This is a genomic window from Dorea sp. Marseille-P4042 (assembly GCF_900290215.1).
GTDB lineage: Bacteria > Bacillota > Clostridia > Lachnospirales > Lachnospiraceae > Dorea > Dorea formicigenerans.
The window spans coordinates 357782-376778 of record NZ_OLMI01000002.1; the positions used below are offsets into that span (position 1 = coordinate 357782).

Consider the following 18997-nt stretch of genomic DNA (forward strand, 5'->3'; position numbering starts at 1 on the left):
AAGAAAAAAGTACAAATGTTCGATTCTTATTTGTACTTTTCTCTCTTACTACTATTCTATTTTTTATCATGCTGCGTTGAAATATTCCTCCAGGATTAAGTCTATTTCAATCACTTCTGAATAATCATAATACTGATCTTTCCGCTCTTTTGGAATAACTTCTTCAATAAATGGTTCCAATACATCCAGACAGTCTTCTATGATTTCCTGCGTATCTCCATAGACATCTACGGATATAATTTCCTTGGCATGTCCCAATAAATGCGAAACACCTTTTGAATTAAAACTATTCTTCAGCAAAATAGTTGCATAGGTATTTCTCAACTGGTGAAAATGAATATCAGGTAAGTCCAAAGATTTCAGCAAGTCTTTATAGTATTTCTGATGAAAACCTTTACTCCTTGGATTCCCATATGTAGAACAACAAATATAATTCCAGTCCCGGAACTCTTTTGGTCTGCGTCTGCGGTTCTTCTCATAAGTTTTCCGTTCTTCCAGAATGGCTTCAAATACATAATCCGGTATTGGAAGTTCACGCACACCTGCAGGTGTTTTTGTTTTAATTTCCTGCTTTGTCAGCATCTTAGGTGCACAGTCTTCTGCTTTACTGTTTGGCTTCTTTCCCAACTGACGCTCGACTCTCAACGTCCTGTGAATGTAATCGACATCACTGTATTTCAAACCGTTGATTTCACTTCTTCTGAGCCCCATCAATACCGCAAACAGAATTTGCATATGAATCGGTGTCTCCTTGCTTGCCTCAATCAACCGAAGCACCTGCGGAAGTGTCAATGTTTTCTTCTCGTCAATTTTCAGGACACGATACTCTGTCTTTTTTATTTTTTTCGGTAAATTGATTCCCTTCGCTGGATTTGTTGCCAGTACATTTTTGTTAAATGCATACTCCAATGATGTTTTCATGATCGTCCTGACATTTTTCGCAACTGATTCATATTTCTCTGCAACTGCATTATATAATTTTCTGATATACCCCTGATTTAGTGTAGACATATACATCTTTCCAAGCTGTGGAACAATATAATTCTTAATGGCACTTTTGTAAGTTGTATAAGTGTCGTCTGTTATTCGGGGACGCATAATATCTTCCAACCAGAAGATCATAAACTCCTCTACCCGGATTTTTCCATACACAATATAGGTTCCGGTATGTAGCTGTCCGATTACTTCATCACGAAATGCATTAGCTTCTCTTTTGGTTGTGAATCCCGCATGTTGCCCATATCCATTTTTGATTGTTGTCACCGAATAGACCTTATATTCAACATGTTGCTTAAAGTCAAAGGTCTTATGCATGGCTATCCCTCCGTTCCAGTTCGTTGTGGTACAAATGTATTATTTACAAACGCAATAATCTTATCCTGCTCGTCCATAATCTCACAATAATATTCGTAAGTCGTATGAACGGAACTATGACCTAACAGACCAGATATTTTAAACAAAGGAACTCCAAGCTCGATTAAAATAGTCGCAAACATATGTCTGAGTCCATGTACGGTGATATTTGGCAATCCATTTCTGTCACAGATTTTTGTAAGTGCCTGATTCATTGCCGTCAATGATCGGGGTTCGCCATTTTCCTGACAACATACATAATCAAAATCCTTATATTCTATGCCCGGATCATTTTTACGCAGTTCAATCAACTGTTGTCTGTGTTTCACTTCCCGCATCACCACTTTCGGAACTCTTAATATCCGGTAACTGTTCTCCGTCTTTGGATTCCGTTCGATAACAGCATATTCCGTAATCGTAAATTCCTGTTCTTTCACTTTAAGATTTCCGACAATCTGTCTGCTGATTCTGACCGTCTGCTTTTCAAAATCAAAGTCCTGAAACTTCAATCCAAGGATTTCTCCTTTTCGTAATCCACAAAACAGTCCCAGTAAAATTTCCAGATACCAAGGATTCTTGCTCGCAGCTTCAAGAAAAACCTTCAATTTTTCTTTGCCTAATACCCTTACCTTTGGTTTTGCTCTCGGATATGGCTTTGTCTCAGGCATTGGATTATAGCTTATGAACTTATCTCCTGCTGCATCTTTCATGGCGATACTCAAAAGCTCCCGCCCTTTATTTCCCGCTGAAGGACAGATTTTCGCAACACGTTCCAGTAGAGCATCTAAATACTCTACTGAAACATACCTTAATTTGATATCCGCTTCCATACTCGGAAGAATCAGATTATATAAGGTATATGCTCCAACCATTCTCGTGGTTGTCTCAATTCTCGGACTGAAAATATTTTCAAACCAGTATTCCAGATAATCCCCAAGCATCACATCTGTCTTTTGCATTTTTGCAATCTGGAGATCTCTCTGCTTCTTCTGGTATCTTTTTTCATATTCCCAGTAACTTTTCTCTGCTTCTTCCGACGTTTCAAAGCCACCTTTTTTCCCATATTTTGTCGTCAGATCGTCCTGCAGCTCTTTGGTTCTGTGATACCATGATTTTCCTTCAAAAAAGACAACTCTCTTTTCCTTTGACATTGTCTCTTGCTGCGTTTCTTTCTGTTTCATTCTGCTCTCACTCTTTCTCTCTCCTCGTCTCCATTCAGCCACTTATCAAAAGAATTGCATGGGATACGATAAGATCTGCCAATCTTCAACACCCGGAATGGTTTTCTGTCATAATAAACATTTTCTATAAATTCATATGCCTTGGAGCGTCCCAGCCCAAGCAAATTTTGAACATCTTCTACTTTATATACTTTCTTTTCCATTTCATTCTCTATCATTGCCATGACGTTATCCTCCTCGTCCTAATCTTTGCGCTTTACTACCGGTAGTTTTTAGCTGTGTAACATCTAAAAACGGTACACCACTAAGATATCCATTTTCGTCTACATCGTCCAATGTGCGAATTTTCAAATCGCACACTTGACTTTTACGTGTTACTTGTTCTTTCTTCCTATATAATAGTCGTACCCATTCCGGACATTGCAGAACATACATAATTCCTTATATCGCTGCTCCGGATTCACCCGCCGGATATAACGTCCCGGCACCTCATAAAAATTGCCTGCACATACTCTGCACAAGCTCACGACTAACGGTTTTTCAATTATCTTCGGTATCCCGGTACTTCTTCGGATTGCTTTATTGATTTTCTCCATTTCAGTACGATCTAAGGTACACACATAATTTTCCAACCGTCTTTTATCTAAAGTTCTAAGCTGCTCCAACAGCACTACAGAATCCTTTTCCAAACCTTCCATTTCCGGGACTGCAATGTGTGTCGGCAGTTTCATTTTTTCTTTACTTGTAATTGCTGCCACGATCACTGTCGGACTGTATTGATTTCCTATATTATTCTGAATCACCAGCACCGGACGATAACCGCCCTGCTCACTTCCAAATACAGGATCAAGGTCGGCGTGATAAATATCCCCACGCTTGACGTTCCTATCTTCCATCTTTGCTATATCTCCTCTCGTCTTTCTAACTGTTGTTATCCCTAAATATGTAAAATACAAGCCTATTTGTCCCCGACGCCCCGACTTGTAATTTGGAAATCATCAGACGGCTGACTGCTAATCAGCTCCACAGGATTTTATCTAAAATAAATATATGGGATTGGGAGTTTTCCTCTCCAGGGATCTCCTGAAGCTGCCCTCACTTGTTGCGGCATCAAAGAAATATTTTGTATACACGACTTTATGACCGGACAGGAGTATCATTATGCCTGTTGTCTGTCATCGCCCTGCCAGAAGCAATCTGACAGTTATAACCAGATATTTTTCGCTCAACAGTCCGGGTAATACAAACTGAAACCAAAAGGAAGTATACGGGTGGGATTTCGCTGTCTTTACCCAGCCTGTGTTATGGCGTATTTGTTAATGTGGCTTACGCTCATCACGATAACAACAGGAATGTGCCTGATGAATGTATATGAATTTGTCAAGGTTCTTCCCGCTCCCCAGTCTTTTCGTGACAAAAGAAGAAACAGGTGGATCAAAATATTTCTCTTTCCACCTGTTTCCTCACTTAAACGCTATTTTTCAACCCACTATCTCAAAATCTTTTTCAAATTTCTGATTGCTGCTTTTACAGACTTTGCTACCATCTGAAAAGAGCAGCCTTCTTCCTGTGCAATCTGCTCATAATTCTTATCTTCAAAATAATACTTCATCAATCGTCTTCTCTGAATTTCCGACAACTGCTGAATTGCACTATGTAAACGTTCCGCTTCCAGTTTATTCAGAACAGTATCCTCTACACCTTCCTCTTTCTGAAATACCCGTTCATATAAACTGGAATCCCAGATTTCTGACTGTTCCAAATGCCTGTCCACAACATTCATATGCGACACGTCCTGCAATTCAAACGTATTAAAAGCCTCATATACATTCTTTCCTATTTCCAAATCCTTGTACTCTTTTTCACCATTGCGAAATGAAACATAATATTTTCCGTCCTTCTCATAGATTTCATATGGGTTGTATTTATCTTTTCTTCTTTTGGGCTGTCTGCCTTCCATGTCCTTTCCTCCAATCTGAATTTTTTTGAATTCAGATCAGTAGGCGGGGCACGACATCGACATATTGTCCGAGTATTTTCTAAAAATTGGAAACAAAAAACGCCAGATTTCCGCGATGGAAAACTGGCGCGCCAAGAACAGCCACTATTATACTGAATTACATGGAACGATAGTGCCGATGCAATGGTATACTTGCCCAGAGGAGGAGTAATGCTTTTTTTAACTGATGTAGATCATGTGAGCTTTGAAAAAGCAAACGAGACACGACAAAATAACCTCCAATCGGCTACCGTGTCCCTGCAAGTCGTCATAGGTTTGTGTAAACGCAAAGAAACGGCGGCTCTGAAAATCAAAGCCGCCGTTTTAAATGAGCGTGTCAAATTGTCTGCTCTACGACGGCTTTTTTTCTTTTGCCGTCGCGCGGCAGGTTATACAATATTTAATTTAAGAGCTATAGTTAGTTTTTTGTCTTGATAAGTAGCTTGTATTTCACCACCCATTTGATCTACAAGAGTTTTTGCAATAGAAAGCCCTAACCCTGTGGAATTTTTCTGCCCAGTTTCTACCGTATAAAATCGGTCAAACAATCGTTCCACCATTACAGGCGTCAAACTACGGGCAGAATTTGTAAAAGTAATTAGACCGTTGGCATAGAGTTTTACATACAAATCTCCCTCGCTATACTTTAAGACATTGCTCAAAATATTACTGACAATTCTATTAAAGGCAGGCAGATCAATATAACACGGAATAAAAGTATCGGGAATTTCAATAACTGGTTCGATTTTTCGTTTCTTAAAAGTTCCGTAAAAAGCAAGTAGGTTTTCCTCTAACGCCTTGTTTAGAATTACATTTTCCTGTGTGGTCACCCATGATGATGTAACCACGGAATAGCAAAAGAGTTCTTCAGACAACTGCTTTAGACAGCTTACTCTATTTTGAATTAAGGAGATATAGGATTTGATGGCCGTTAAGTCATTCTCATCTTTCAATAACTCCAAATATCCGCATATTCCCGTTAGTGGTGTCCTAAGATCGTGAGATATATTTGTAATCGCCTCTTTGAGTTCTCTATCACCGTTCATATATCTATGCCTGTGATACCGCAGCCGTTCAATTCCTATGTTAATTTCTGCAACTAGTTTCCGAACATTACGATCGCATGTAGAAACAGTAAGCAAATTATTTGTGTCGCTCTCCAGATTATTCCTAAATTCTATGGACAGGTTGTTCAAATCCTTTTTTATTAAATATAATTTCAAAACAAGAAGTACACTGATACATAAAAGAAAACCGCATAGAAACCAAGGAATAGCCATGTTTAAACCTCCACTATTTTATATCTTTCTTTTTGAAAACAAATAACCCCCATACTGTGGTCAAAATAATATTCAATGAAGAATACAGAATGACATTAAATGGGCGAAGTATGATACCACTCGAAATTTGCAGGCTTTGACCCGTAGGGAGAAAATCATATAGAAACTCCAATATAATTCTTGTTATCTTATTAGATATGATGTCTAATGTCACGTCTCCGTAATAGCTAAAGACTGCAATTCTCAAATAATTAGTTATTATAAATAAAATCACATAGATAATCAGGCAAGTGGCTACCGAAGAAGTCTTATTACTGATTAGTGTTGAAACCATTGTAAACAGGCTCGCAAATGCGGCAAGTATGAGAATACCAGCAAGCAGATAAATGATAAAATATGACGGGTATTCAATATTCAATCCGAACAGTGGGATTCCCAAAACAATAATGAGCGCTGCATTCACAAGAAACAGCAAACCTTCTGCACAAAAAATTGTAATTCCATTTGCGAAATAAATATTACTTCTTTTATGACCGGCAATTAACTTATTACGAATAGTTTCATCACTATACTCTGTCCCGATAAAGAAACCACTGTATATGGGACAAAAGATAGCAGCAACTGATATTGCCGAGAAGAAAAACCAGTTTAATGATACGGTTGTAATTTCGACCGAAGCTGTCATTTCCAGATAATTCATTATTAAAAGGAACACAGTATATAAAGATGATACAATTATGCCAGCCCGAAAAAGCTTGCTTTTTTTCAGCCGAGTGAAGTTTGCAAATATAAGGTTACGCATTTGTATAACCTCCAATCACGTTCATATAATAATTTTCCAAACTTTCATCCTGCTTTTGTATGAGCATGATTTCACAATTTTCTTTTGCTAGTGCCAAGGTCAGTTGTGTAATATTGATTTTCCCAAATATATCTGCCTCTGTATCCGATGTCAGAGAGTATTCAATATTCAAACCATCCAGTACCCGACACAATGCTTTTGTGTCAGTCACAGAGAGATGGGTACATTTACGGCAATTTAATTCCAGCTCTGTGGCATCTATTTCCTTTACAATTTTTCCTCCATCGACAAATCCATAGTGAGTAGCCAGTTTGGATAGCTCTCCCAAAATGTGACTGGAAATAAGAATAGTGATTTGATAGTCACGGTTGAGTTTTAGAATGAGTTCTCGAATTTCAACAATTCCCTGTGGATCTAAACCATTTATAGGTTCATCTAAAATCAAAAAATCAGGAGAGCCACATAAAGCAACAGCAATTCCTAATCTTTGCTTCATACCTAATGAAAAATCTTTAACTTTTTTCTTTCCACAATCGGCCAAGCTAACTAATGTTAGTAATTCTGTAATCCCGTTATAATTCGGTATCCCCAAAATTTGATATTGCATTATCAAGTTTTCTTCTGCCGTCATATCTAAATAAACCGCTGGAGTTTCAACTACAGCTCCCATACGGCGACGAGTTTTATTGATTGCCATATCAGTGTTTTTTATATTGTATAAACTGTATTCGCCGGAAGTAGGATTCTGAATGCCAGTAATTAAACGAATAAGCGTAGTTTTACCTGCACCATTTTTACCTACAAGTCCATAAATTGCACCTTTTGGAATGTGCATTGAAAGTCCATTCAACGCTTGAAAATCTCCATATTTTTTACAAAGCGAAATGGTTTCTAAACAATAACCCATCTCTTTACCTCCTTATCCTTTCTAACTTCATTGTACTATTGTATGGTCAAGATAGCGGTCAAGAAAACCGTCAAGAAATGGTCAAAATGTAATTTTGAATCCAATACCCCATACTGCCTCTATGTATTCTTTATCGCCTGCATCACGCAATTTTTTGCGAAGATTAGAAATATGTTGTTTAAGAGATCTCTCAGTACAATCTGGAGTATCTTCAAAAATCCTTTCAAGTATTACACTCTTTGAAATTACCTGATTAGGATTTTGCATCAATAGCTTAAAAATAGCATATTCTGTTTTTGTCAAATGTACTTGAGTATCGTTTACAGTAACCTCATGTGAAGTCAAATCTAACACAAGATTGTCAACCTTTAGGATTGAGATAAGACTTTGCTTTTCTTCTTTGCGAAATTGTACAGAAATACGAGCCAGTAATTCTCTTATTTCAAAAGGCTTAGTTATATAATCCACCGCACCACTTAATAGTAGGTTTACTTTATCATCAATACCAACTTTAGCACTGACAACAATAACTGGAATACCATCCATTTTCGATAATATTTCTTCTCCTGCTAAACCAGGGAGCATTAAATCCAAAAGAATTAAATCTGGAGTATTGTGGGATAAAAGATACAAGGCTTCTGTCCCAGAATAAGCCCGAAGAACCCCATAACCTTCTTTTTTCAAAGCATTCTCTATGATATTTCCAATATGCTGATCGTCCTCTATAACTGCTATTGTTTTCATTTTCTATGTTCTCTCCCTTGTTTTGTCCGGCCATCAAGCGGCTTCTCCGCCCCCCTTGGGTATCAGCCAAACACCAGCCATCTTCACAGCACCGTGTATACGCTCACCGGCACAATAGTAGTTTACCCTACGAGGTGTCACACCCCATTTTTCGGTGGCCTCTTTTAGTGTCATATAATCCATTCTGCACCTCCACAGAGTACATTATAGTTCTTTGTCTCGAACAATACAAGTTTATCACCAATCGCAGATTTATAAAATCAGCATAATCATACCGTTCATCAGGCATAATAAGGTTATTCCTTTGCGCAAACCGGAACGATACAATATTATTGAGGTGAACGATTATGCCGATTGATGATTTAACTGCTTTAGGGCAAAAAATGCGGGAAGCCCGAAAGAATAAAGATCTGACGCAGCAGGAGCTTTCTGATCTGAGCCATGTTTCTGTAAAGCAAATCGCCAATATCGAAAAGGGGAAAATGAATCCTTCTTATTTGATTTTGAGAGCATTGGCCAAGGTCCTGCATATCTCTTTAGATACACTTATAAATCCAGATGTTTCTCTGGAGGATGAGGGTGTCAATCAGATGAAAATGCTTTATTCCAGCTGTCCGCCAGAAATGCGTGACACCCTGCTGCATCACACCCAGGAAACGGTGAAAGAACTGACAGAGTTGTCCGAGAAATTTGAAACGAATTGAACCAGTAAGTGAAGTTTAATGATTCTCTCACTGGTTCTTTTCATTTTAAAAAAGAGATTTACTTTTATAAATATCTCCGCTATTATTCCAAACAACATTTTTCTCTAATATGCCGGAACACCATATCCATAAATATTACTACTTCCGATACTGTAACTTCGTCTCGCCACTTTATCCCCACTATTGCCTTCAATGGTATTTACAGTTCCACCACTGACGCTCTCTACAATTCCAACATGGTCAATCGTTCCATTATTTCCCCAGTCAAAGAAAATAATATCTCCTGCCGCCGGAGTATAACTGGCATCCCGGAACCTTCCTTTACTTTCAAACCATTTCACACCGTCCGAACAAAGAGAAAATTTCGGAATGACCCCACTCTGAATGCAACCGCTCTGGTCTGCACACCAGGACACAAAGCAGCCACACCACTCTACCCGACTTCTAAAGCCATACCAGCTCCAGTAGGTTGTTCCGCCTTTTCCTTCCTGCGATGCTGCCACCTGAACGATTGCCTGATTGCCAATTCCCGTCGGGATTCTTCCAAATGCATAATACTGAAGCACATGTAGTACATACTGTTTGTCCCCATAACTGCTCCACCCCATTCTCTGTGCCATCATATCAGAAAATTCTGCTGCATTTGCAAGGGTATATCCACCTCTGGCTTTCGCCCATTCCAGATATCCATTTCCATAGTTGTAACTTTGCAATGCCAGTTTAATATTTTCCATATCCAGAGGATTTTTTACCCCTGCACGTTCCAGACAGCTTTTTATTTCCTGCACACCACAAGAAATCGAATACTCTGGATCTGTGATTCCATTTGGCTGTCTGGGATATTTTGTATTAAAGCTCCCTTCTGAACACTGCATCGGGTCAAGTCCTCTCCCGCCTGATTCCTGCATCATAATGGCTTTGATTAGTTCCACATACTCTCCAATGCCATATTGATTTGCATACTGTCGGATTAGTGGTTCGTATGCTCCTACTTCTGCACTGACGGAAGAAACCGTACTGGAATTATCCCCACCTGTCATGCATAGAAAACCACCAAATAAAATGACGATAATCAAAATCATAACCGCAATCCAACCACCTGCAGTCAATGCACTCAGTAATGCTTTTGTAGCTTCAATCAACGCTTTTATTGCATGTGTTACCGCTTTTGCTGTCTTTTTCACTGCAATCCTGGTATTCTGTGCAGTCTGCCTTGCTGTCTGCACTGCTTTTTCTGCTTTTTTCATAGAATAATGCATTGCCCGGACAGAAGCATTTGCAGTCTGCTCCGATGTCTTAATGCTGGTCTTTGCCGTCTGTTCTGCAGTCTTGACTGATTTTCCAGATGTCTTGATGGTACCCTTTCCGGTATTCTTTACAACCTGCTCCGATGCTTTCCCGGTCTTAATGGTTCTTTTATCCCGCTCAACAGTCTTGATTTTTTTTACAGCCAGTTTTTTTCCCTGCTCCNCTGATTTTCCAGATGTCTTGATGGTACCCTTTCCGGTATTCTTTACAACCTGCTCCGATGCTTTCCCGGTCTTAATGGTTCTTTTATCCCGCTCAACAGTCTTGATTTTTTTTACAGCAAGTTTTTTTCCCTGCTCCTGTGCCTTTTCCCCGCCTGAAGACGGTACTGGTCGGATTTGTTCTTTCGGCTGGTAAACTGTTTCTTCGCCTGCCAAAGAAACAGAAACTTTCTCTTTCTTCCGTTCAATAATCTTTCCTGCCTGTCTACGTACCTGATGCCCTGTTTCGTGAAAGATGCGGTCAGCATACTCGCTGGCCGCATCTTCTGCATAACCTACCGGATTATTCTCTCTATCACTGGATTTCTCCGTCGATTGCATGACAGTTTCTTTTGTTCTGACATAGGAATGTTTGACATGGTCTGTCACCGTAACCGTCTTATCTAATACTTTAATATCCTTATGGACTTGGCGTGTTTTTATCTTACGATCCATCGCTTTCCTCCATTTGAATCTTTATCTAGCGTTCATGATTAGTTTCTTTTTTATTCACCTGTGGCAGTTCCCGGCAGTATTCTGGATACTTTATGCGGATTGCTTCATAAAAATATGGTGCATGACCACAATCAAACATCTCGTATGGGGTAGACAGACTTTCTTCTCCTTTCTCCACATATCCATTCCACAAGTTAAATGCCAGTCTCGTCAATCGTGCCGAACCGCCTGTCTGCCACCCTTCATGCAGTGCTTCCGGTTTAATCAAACGCTTCTTAAAATCAAACATGCGGTCAACATGATTTCTGGTATCTTCAGAAATTCCCACACAATAGAAAAATGAACTGTAATAACTGTCGTGCTTTCCGCATTTTGCTAACATCTGATAAAAAAACTTTTCGTGTTCCTTTGATGAAAATCTGATTTCTGACATAGTTGCCTCCTTTTCCGGCACTAAAAAAACGCCACAAATTGTGACGATTTCCAGTGCGTTGCTTTTCATTATTCAAAATATTTTTAGTTTTACATTCTTCCCCGGTTGATACTGTCCTCTCCCGGCTTTGTGGTCATCAGTTTATACAACCTTGTATTGGTTGGGAATCTATTGACGAACGGTACAAGCGAACTTCCGTATTTCACCAAACCACAACCGGCATCTGCATTTGTGATATATCCCATCTGTTCTGTGGAGATATTTAGTAGTGTTGCCAGTTTTGCTCTGTCCGGCTCTGCCTGATTAAGCATCACGATATACTCACTGTTTGAAATCATCGTACTTGCAAGAACAGAATCTAACAGATATTCCACGTTCTGTGTGATTGCTGTCGGGAATGCATTACGCTTACGAAATCTTCGCCATGCAGAGTTAAAAAATGCTCCGGAATACTCATTTTCAAATACTACATGAAACTCGTCTAAGAAAATATGGGTTCGTTTTCCCTGTTTCCAGTTCTCCGTTACCCGGTTCAACATTGCATCAGTGATTACCAGAAGTCCCATGGTCTTTAACTGTTTTCCTAAATCCAGAATGTCGTATACCATGATACGGTTATTCACATCAACATTACTTTCATGTGCAAATGCGTTCAGACTTCCATTGGTAAATAATTCTGATACCAGTGCCAAATCCTGTGCTTCCGGTTCTTCCTGTTCTAAAAATTTTTCACGCAGCACTCGCAAAGTCGGCACTGCTCCGCCATGCTGATATTCCTCATAAACTTCTCCCACACATCGGTCAATAATGGAACGTTCCTTTGCATTGATTCCTTTTTTATCCAACTGTTCAAACAGAGATAAAATAAACTGTGACTTCTCAATCACTGGATCACCGCCATCTCCATATCCGTCTACCATATCCATTGCATTGATATGGTCCCGGCTTCCTGCAGCAATGCGAACCACTTCTCCGCCCATTGCTTCAACTAATGATGCATACTCTCGCTCTGGATCACAAATCAGGATATCGTCCTGCGTTGCCAGTGCCAGGAATACAATCTGCATTTTTGCATTAAAGGATTTTCCACTTCCCGGCACACCTAAAAGGAATGAGTTTGGATTCAACAGTTTTTCTTTATTACACATAATTAAATTATGGGAGATTGCATTTTCACCGCAATAGATACCGCCTGCGTCCATAATCTCCTGCACCCGGAATGGCATCAACACTGCCACACTCTCCGAAGTCAGTGTGCGGACTGCCGGAATCTTCCGGTGTCCGATGGGTAGTGCTGTATTTAGTCCGTCCATCTGCTGAAATTTCAGAACCGAAAACTGGCATAACTTTTTCCGTCCGATTGTCAGAAGTGTTTCCGTATCTGCGTCAAGCTGTTTCTTTGATTCTGCCGTATGCACCATAGTCAGTATTCCAAACATCATACGTTGATCTCTCGTGGTCAGATCGTCCATAAACTCTTTACTCTCTTTTCTCTGCTGTTCTAAATCATACGGAATGACAGCAGAAAAGTTATTGTTTGCATTCTGCCGTCTCTGCCAGTTCGTGATATTTGTCTCCACACCAAGCAGACGTTTTTCCACTTCCTGTACTGCTTCATCAGTCGGAACCGGAATCACATCAATGCTCAACATCAGATTCCGATTCATATCGGTCAGTTCTGCTATCATATCGTCTTTGATGTAAGAAGCATACTCACGAAGAAAAAGTACCCTTCCATAACGATCTCCCATGCGGAAATAATCTTTTTCAAATTCAAAAGTATCCGGGCAGATATAATCTTTGAAGCTGTGCCCTTTTCTCATACTCTCCTGAATATCAAAATGGAAACCAGATTCTTCTCCGGTACGGTAAAAATCATGCAGAATCCGTAACTTATCTTCTCCATTTACCTCTGCACATTTGGAACCCAATCTTGCAAAATGGCTGTTCAGCTCTGTTGTCACTCGTGCAAAATACGTTCTGGCTTCTTCGATCGTTTTCTTATAGCAGGATACTGTCACATATTTTTCCTGCACCATGCTGTTGGAACTGGTTGCCTTATCTAAAAGCATGTTGTTGTACTCTTTCCGATATAAATCCAGTCCGTCCTCCTGCACCGGAATCAGAATTGCTTTTTCAAAATCCACTTTATTCAAGCGGCGATTATTGATCGTTATTTTTGTTGTTCCACCGCAATCGAACGAATTTAATAAATCCATATATTCCAGGAACATGGTTTCCTTATCTACTTTGCTTGCCACCGCATAGTTGATATCCGTAAATTTATAAGTACGTGCAAATTTATTTCTCCCGATTTTAAATATCCCGTCAGACCAGATGGTCTCGATGGGAATTACCTGCTGTACGCTTCTTGGAATTACAAATTTTTCTTTATCCTGCTTGAAGATATTACTCAGCGTTTTTATCATTTTTCTTGCGTCCCTCCTTCTTCATACTTTCTTTCTCATATTTTTTAATGACTGGTTCTACCGCATCAAAATAAAGATTTTCTGACCGGAACACCAATTTTTTCGGCATCAGGATTTCTGATTTTATCCATGCCCAGATAAACTGCTCCGCTGTCATTCCATGATATTTTACAAACCCGAACACTACACATGGGGCAGCTCCCAGTACACAAATCCAGCTCACTGTTTCCATACTCATGTATGGGTGAAGCAAAAAATAAAGCCCAACGGCAATCCCGCAGGCTAATCCTGAAAAGATAAACTGTCTTAGGGACAATCCGAAAAAGATTGCTTCCGTGTAATCCCTGATTTCCTTGTTAATTTTTACTTCCAAAACGATACACCTCCAAATCGCACATTTGTTATCTTTTTCCTGTTCTGTTACACTTTGGGTAAATGAAAGGGGGACTGACCTATGCCAATCACTGTTATGATTTCACTTGTTGTTACCGTTGCTCTATTCCTGATTTCTTTGCTGTTTCGGATTGCTGCCAGATTAAATCTGACCTTACTGCTGTTATACTTTCTTGCTGTTTCCACAATTCTGAATCCATGGACAGCAACTCATGAGAAACTTGCATTTGCAATCCTCTATCTGCTGACTGCCTTTTCAGTTCTCAGTTGGATTTCTGCTCTGCGACGCAAATGGCAGGAACATCAATACTACAAAGCTATGAAAGATGATATGTCCTTCCAGATTTCTCGTGCCAGACAGAGAGGGATTCCTTTAGATTCTGTTCATTTTGATTCTCAGGGGAATATGCGGTATAACAACAGCAACAACATTGTAGAATAAATTTTAAGGATGCTTTCGGGCGTCCTTTTTACAATCCCATCATTTCTCTCACTACCCTGTCTGACATCTTCACTGCTCCGACCAGTACAAGCATATTGAAAATCAATTCTCCAATATAGCTCCACACCATGGTCACTGCAGCTGCGTCCGGATCGACTACTGGCGGTGATGATGCAAACAATGAAAATATAATGCAGGCAAGTACCACGATCGCTCCCTCCAAACACACTGCTGCATAGGATTTCAAGAAACTTCTTCCAATATTTTGGCTCGGCTCTCCTGCAAAGGAAGATAACGGAATCGGTGCAATTGCTGTATATAGGTATAATCGAAAAAATCTTCCATATACACTCATAATCATAATGAAGCTCAGAACTGTAATAAAAAGTCCACCGATCAACGTCACCGCCCATAGAGGAATACTTTCAAAAAATCCACAATCTTCTACCGCTTCTATGATTTCGTCCGGTAAAACGGCATCTTCCGTACTTCCAAATCCTGCGGTCTGCATAATCGTACTGGTCACTCCTTGTATGATGTTGAATAATGCCATCATCAGCTCCAGTCCATACGTGACTACGCCTTTTGCAATCGCAAAACGTATAAATATTTTTAATGCATGTTCCGGTCTTTTTACCTCTGTAAAACTTCCACAAGTCTTGACCACTCCAACTACAAAGAAAAGCACTAACAAAGCATAGCCGATTGCCTGCAACGCTCCATGAATCTGCACAATCACCTGCCAGATACCGCCACCCTTAAAGTTTTCCGGTGACTGTGTGAGTATCTGCCAGATTTCCGCAAGTTTACTGTTCCAGGTATCCAAGGCATTTTGCAAGTTCTGTACTACCCAGTTATCTGACACGTTCTAAACACCTCCTGTCTTAGTCGGAACGGTGCGGCTCCATGTGGACCTGCACCGTCCCATTTCTTTTATTTTTCTATTCTTCTTAACCCGTAATCAAATTCAGGATTTCTTTTGCAAATGTAATGATTACACCACCTGCTAATGTTAAGAATCCATTGGCTCGCTGACTTGGATCGTGAGATTTCAGTGATAAACCAACCTGCACAATTCCAAATCCCAGTAAAATCATTCCGATAGCACGAATCAGTCCAAAGATAAATGTGGACAGATTATTGATTACGGTCAGTGGATCGTCTGCCGCAAATACAGTACTTGCTCCTGCTGTCATAATCAGTACCATTGCAATATACACTGCAATGGCACGTTTCATTTTTGCTGTCATGGGCAGCTTCTTCGTTGATTTTGTTGTTTCTTTCTTCTCCTGCTTCTTTCGCATATCTAACTTCATTTTTGATAGCCTCCTATATATTTTTCTTGGATTTACTGATATTTCTGTATGATTTCTTCCAGATCTTCATCGGATAATAATTCGTAATCTTCCGATTCCAGTGAATCGTCTGTAAGTTCACCTTCTAAACTGTCTCCCAATGAGATACTTGCCACCGCCCGGCCAACCGTACCATGCAGATATGGTTTCCCGTTTCCGTCAGTCGTAAGTCCCACATTGGGATGCTTTAAAATATCGAATTTCTCGTCTAAAATTGGTCTTTCTCCACGAATAAAAAGAATCGCATATCGGTTATCCAACATGCGAACTTCATCGGGTGTCATCAGCTCCCGCCCTGTATTCTGATAATTGGTGGAATAGTTCCCGGAATGTCCTGTTGACTTTCCATAGGTGTTCGTGTCAATCGTTGCCTTGCCAAGAAGTTCGCTGACATATTTATGTGTTCCCTGCTCATTGCCGCCTAAATATAAAAATTCATCACAATTTCCCATAATGCTTTCCCACTGCTTTTCGAACAATGCCTTTAACTGTGCCAGATTCTGCAAAATAATACTGACTGACACTTCTCTGGAACGCATAACGGACAGAATCTTATCGAAGTCATCAGGCAGTGAAACATTTGCAAATTCGTCCATGAGGAAATGCACATGAACCGGAAGTCTCCCTCCATATTTATGATCTGCCAGATAGAACAACTGCTGAAATAACTGGGTATACAAAATTGACACCAGAAAGTTGTAACTGGTGTCGTTGTCCGGGATTAACGCAAATAAAGCCACTTTCCGCTCTCCCAGTGATGGCAGGTCTAAATCATCTGTTGCAGTCAGTGCTGCCAGACTGGATAAGTTGAATTTCTCAAGTCTTGCGGCTAATGTGATTTGAATGGATTTTAATGTCTTGGCACTACCAGAGTGATAATCTTTGTAATACTTTACTGCGATATGTTCCGGGTTCTTCATTTCCAACCGCTCAAACAATTCATCAAGCGGTGACTGGTACTGGTCATCGTCCTCTCTGACTTCTCCGGCACGAAGCATTTCCATTACCATCGGGAAATTCTGCTCCTCCTCTGGTGCTTCATATCTCAGATAGAAAATCAGTGCCAGTAACAACATGGAAGCTGCGGTATCCCAAAATGGATCGTTGGACTGACTGCCTTTTGGTGTAGTCGCTTTGAACAGGTTCGTCACCAGTCTCTGCACATCGTTATCATCCTTCAGATATACAAACGGGTTATAGCAATGGCTCTTTTCCATATTGATCAGGTCAAGCACTCTTACCTCATATCCTTTTTCTTCCAGAAGATACCCAGTGTCCCGCAAGTTCTCTCCTTTTGGATCTAAAACCACAAAAGAGGTATTCGCCTGCATCAGATTCGGCTTTGCAAAAAATCTGGTCTTTCCTGAACCGGAACCGCCAATCACAACCGTCAATACATTTCGCAAATGTTTCCGCATATTGTAGCTGATTCGTACATGCATGGTCAGCAACTTATTTTTTGTAAATCGCTTCTCCCTGTATCTGCGATTGATTTTTTTCACATTTCCCCATTTGGCAGAGCCATGTTCTTCGCCTCGTCGGTAATGTTTCCTGGTAGAAATATAAATCCCGATTCCCATGGCGTAAGACAGCAAAAAAATAAGGACAGTTTTTACACTGTCCCCACATAACTGAATCGAAAACGGGTGGTTCATTGCTTCCGGGACTCCTTCCAGAATCCCCATAAGACCAGACGAAAGATAAGGTGCGACAAGTAACGCAAACCAGATAACCGGGATAATTCCAATTACTGCCAGTATCAGACCACTCTGCTCATCATCGTTCTTCATGGCTTCTGCGTCCTCGCTTTTCCTTCTCCGGCGGTACTTCGATTTTCTCAATGACTTTCATTAAGACGTCATCGACAAGCTCCGTATCTTTTCCCTCTTTCAGCATCTGATTCCGCTTGTCCTTCAGGGAATGGAACACTACACCGCTCTCATATCTGTCCAGTTCTAACGTGATCGTATCACTGCTCATTTTGCATTCTCCTTTCCCTGATTTTTCTAGCGTGCTTCTTTTCTATGTTGTCCTCTGGATTTCTGTTCTTTCTTTTCAGGCTCTGGATTTTCTTTCTTATCTTTCACCTTTTCAGAACTGTCTTGTCCGGTTTTTTCAGTCTCTGACTGTCGGTAAGTTGCATTCCGATTCTGATCTAGTACCTTTGCCATTCTTGCAGAAATTGCATTCGCTGCATCTCTGGCTCTGGAAAGTTCCGCCCGCACTTCCTGAGTCTCCATTTTTTCAAAGAACTCTGGTGCATGTGAAAAATCATATCGACTGGTATCTATTCCATATTTTTTACACAACATATAAGACGCACACGATACATGAAATGCATCTTCATTTTTATCATAGTGCGGATTCCCATCCGCATATCCGGCAAATACCAATTCCGGCACAAGATTCTGAAAGATTTCCTGTGCACTCATCCCTTTTCTTACATAAATACAACCTTCTTCCGGTTTAAAAAATGCTCCTTTTTCATCCGGCATCTGTTCTGGTTCTGCTGCAACAATATTTACCGGAGGGGTACTGACTAACGCCCGGATTAAATCATGTTCTTCATATTCTGACTTTTGAATTGTAGTATCGGACATTGTTGTCTGAGAAATATCATATAGCTTTTTCGCATTATAATAATTTCCAACTGTACCATCTTCACGCTTATATGTTTTTCCCGGCTCTAAAATCAGAACTGGATTCTGTCGTTCCATACGTTTTAAATAAAATCCATGATCTCTCCAGTATCCATAGTCACCTAATTTCTGTGCATCTGGTCTTTGTGCCAGAATCAGAAGTGCATTATTGGTAGTATATCGATCAAAGGTACTCTGTACATCCAGATACTTCTGCAGCATTTTCCCATCCGTTGCCACTTGTGCGGTTACCTGCTCTGACAACTCATAGCAGCGATTCCTGTTATTTCTGCTTTCTGCAATAAATGCCTGTACCTTTTCATCCTGTGGTACAGCCGATGCATTTAATAAAGAATCAAAACTATTATCCAT

20 protein-coding genes and 1 pseudogene are annotated in these 18997 nt (G+C 40.1%); 2 read left to right on the top strand and 19 right to left on the bottom strand.

All coding sequences use genetic code 11. The features are described from left to right. Positions 1-66 precede the first annotated feature (66 nt). From C7E02_RS07090 to C7E02_RS07140, 10 genes and pseudogenes are all read right to left on the bottom strand, one after another. Positions 67-1314, bottom strand: coding sequence for a tyrosine-type recombinase/integrase (locus C7E02_RS07090; protein WP_105309175.1), 1248 nt, complete (start codon positions 1312-1314; stop codon positions 67-69). A gap of 2 nt (positions 1315-1316) precedes the next feature. Then, positions 1317-2534: a site-specific integrase gene (locus C7E02_RS07095; protein ID WP_105309176.1), complete on the bottom strand. Its 1218-nt coding sequence runs from the start codon at positions 2532-2534 to the stop codon at positions 1317-1319. Continuing rightward, on the bottom strand, positions 2531-2758 hold the full coding sequence (locus C7E02_RS07100) for a helix-turn-helix domain-containing protein (RefSeq protein WP_005337954.1): 228 nt from the start codon (positions 2756-2758) through the stop codon (positions 2531-2533). Before C7E02_RS07100 ends, C7E02_RS07095 begins: the two co-directional genes overlap by 4 nt. 150 nt (positions 2759-2908) lie before the next feature. Then, positions 2909-3430, bottom strand: a complete 522-nt coding sequence (locus tag C7E02_RS07105) for a type II toxin-antitoxin system PemK/MazF family toxin (protein ID WP_105309177.1) — start codon at positions 3428-3430, stop codon at positions 2909-2911. Between the two features lie 593 nt (positions 3431-4023). Beyond that, on the bottom strand, positions 4024-4494 hold the full coding sequence (locus C7E02_RS07110) for an RNA polymerase sigma factor (protein WP_064786979.1): 471 nt from the start codon (positions 4492-4494) through the stop codon (positions 4024-4026). A 428-nt stretch (positions 4495-4922) separates the two neighbouring features. After that, positions 4923-5813, bottom strand: coding sequence for a sensor histidine kinase (locus tag C7E02_RS07120; RefSeq protein ID WP_105309179.1), 891 nt, complete (start codon positions 5811-5813; stop codon positions 4923-4925). A 13-nt stretch (positions 5814-5826) separates the two neighbouring features. After that, positions 5827-6615 (bottom strand): ABC transporter permease subunit, encoded by a 789-nt coding sequence (locus C7E02_RS07125; RefSeq protein ID WP_105309180.1) that lies wholly within the window; start codon positions 6613-6615, stop codon positions 5827-5829. Continuing rightward, positions 6608-7522, bottom strand: a complete 915-nt coding sequence (locus tag C7E02_RS07130) for an ATP-binding cassette domain-containing protein (RefSeq protein ID WP_105309181.1) — start codon at positions 7520-7522, stop codon at positions 6608-6610. Before C7E02_RS07130 ends, C7E02_RS07125 begins: the two co-directional genes overlap by 8 nt. 81 nt (positions 7523-7603) lie before the next feature. Beyond that, a complete protein-coding gene (locus tag C7E02_RS07135; RefSeq protein WP_005337964.1) occupies positions 7604-8266 on the bottom strand; it encodes a response regulator transcription factor in 663 nt (220 codons plus the stop codon). Beyond that, positions 8263-8449: pseudogene (locus C7E02_RS07140) on the bottom strand (helix-turn-helix domain-containing protein). The gene C7E02_RS07135 and the pseudogene C7E02_RS07140 overlap by 4 nt, the downstream one beginning before the upstream one ends. Before the next feature lie 164 nt (positions 8450-8613). On the opposite strand from C7E02_RS07140, the gene C7E02_RS07145 reads away from it, so the two are divergent. After that, positions 8614-8970: a helix-turn-helix domain-containing protein gene (locus C7E02_RS07145; protein WP_105309182.1), complete on the top strand. Its 357-nt coding sequence runs from the start codon at positions 8614-8616 to the stop codon at positions 8968-8970. Between the two features lie 104 nt (positions 8971-9074). On the opposite strand, the gene C7E02_RS07150 is transcribed toward C7E02_RS07145, so the two are convergent. From C7E02_RS07150 to C7E02_RS07165, 4 genes are all read right to left on the bottom strand, one after another. Beyond that, entirely contained in the window at positions 9075-10934 is a 1860-nt protein-coding gene (locus tag C7E02_RS07150) for a lysozyme family protein (RefSeq protein WP_105309183.1), read from the bottom strand. A 25-nt stretch (positions 10935-10959) separates the two neighbouring features. Then, the gene (locus C7E02_RS07155; protein WP_105309184.1) at positions 10960-11367 is read right to left on the bottom strand and encodes a DUF6075 family protein; all 408 of its coding nucleotides are present in this window, start codon (positions 11365-11367) and stop codon (positions 10960-10962) included. An 89-nt stretch (positions 11368-11456) separates the two neighbouring features. Then, complete coding sequence (locus C7E02_RS07160) at positions 11457-13796, bottom strand: VirB4-like conjugal transfer ATPase, CD1110 family (RefSeq protein WP_105309185.1); 2340 nt, start codon at positions 13794-13796, stop codon at positions 11457-11459. Then, a complete protein-coding gene (locus C7E02_RS07165) occupies positions 13777-14169 on the bottom strand; it encodes a PrgI family protein (RefSeq protein ID WP_105309186.1) in 393 nt (130 codons plus the stop codon). Before C7E02_RS07165 ends, C7E02_RS07160 begins: the two co-directional genes overlap by 20 nt. 81 nt (positions 14170-14250) lie before the next feature. Between C7E02_RS07165 and C7E02_RS07170 the strand changes: the two genes are divergently transcribed. Continuing rightward, positions 14251-14631: a hypothetical protein gene (locus C7E02_RS07170; RefSeq protein WP_105309187.1), complete on the top strand. Its 381-nt coding sequence runs from the start codon at positions 14251-14253 to the stop codon at positions 14629-14631. Between the two features lie 28 nt (positions 14632-14659). Here the strand turns inward: C7E02_RS07170 and C7E02_RS07175 are convergent, their stop codons facing one another. The 5 genes from C7E02_RS07175 to C7E02_RS07195 all read right to left on the bottom strand — a co-directional run bounded on the left by C7E02_RS07175 (position 14660) and on the right by C7E02_RS07195 (position 18997). Beyond that, positions 14660-15496 carry a hypothetical protein gene (locus C7E02_RS07175; RefSeq protein WP_105309188.1) on the bottom strand — a complete coding sequence of 279 codons (837 nt, stop codon included), beginning with the start codon at positions 15494-15496 and terminating at the stop codon, positions 14660-14662. 85 nt (positions 15497-15581) lie between these two features. Beyond that, the gene (locus C7E02_RS07180; protein WP_055171589.1) at positions 15582-15947 is read right to left on the bottom strand and encodes a hypothetical protein; all 366 of its coding nucleotides are present in this window, start codon (positions 15945-15947) and stop codon (positions 15582-15584) included. A 32-nt stretch (positions 15948-15979) separates the two neighbouring features. Next, entirely contained in the window at positions 15980-17776 is a 1797-nt protein-coding gene (locus C7E02_RS07185) for a VirD4-like conjugal transfer protein, CD1115 family (protein WP_105309189.1), read from the bottom strand. Then, a complete protein-coding gene (locus tag C7E02_RS07190; RefSeq protein ID WP_105309190.1) occupies positions 17763-17966 on the bottom strand; it encodes a hypothetical protein in 204 nt (67 codons plus the stop codon). The genes C7E02_RS07185 and C7E02_RS07190 overlap by 14 nt, the downstream gene beginning before the upstream one ends. 26 nt (positions 17967-17992) lie before the next feature. Next, a complete protein-coding gene (locus C7E02_RS07195; protein WP_105309191.1) occupies positions 17993-18997 on the bottom strand; it encodes a hypothetical protein in 1005 nt (334 codons plus the stop codon).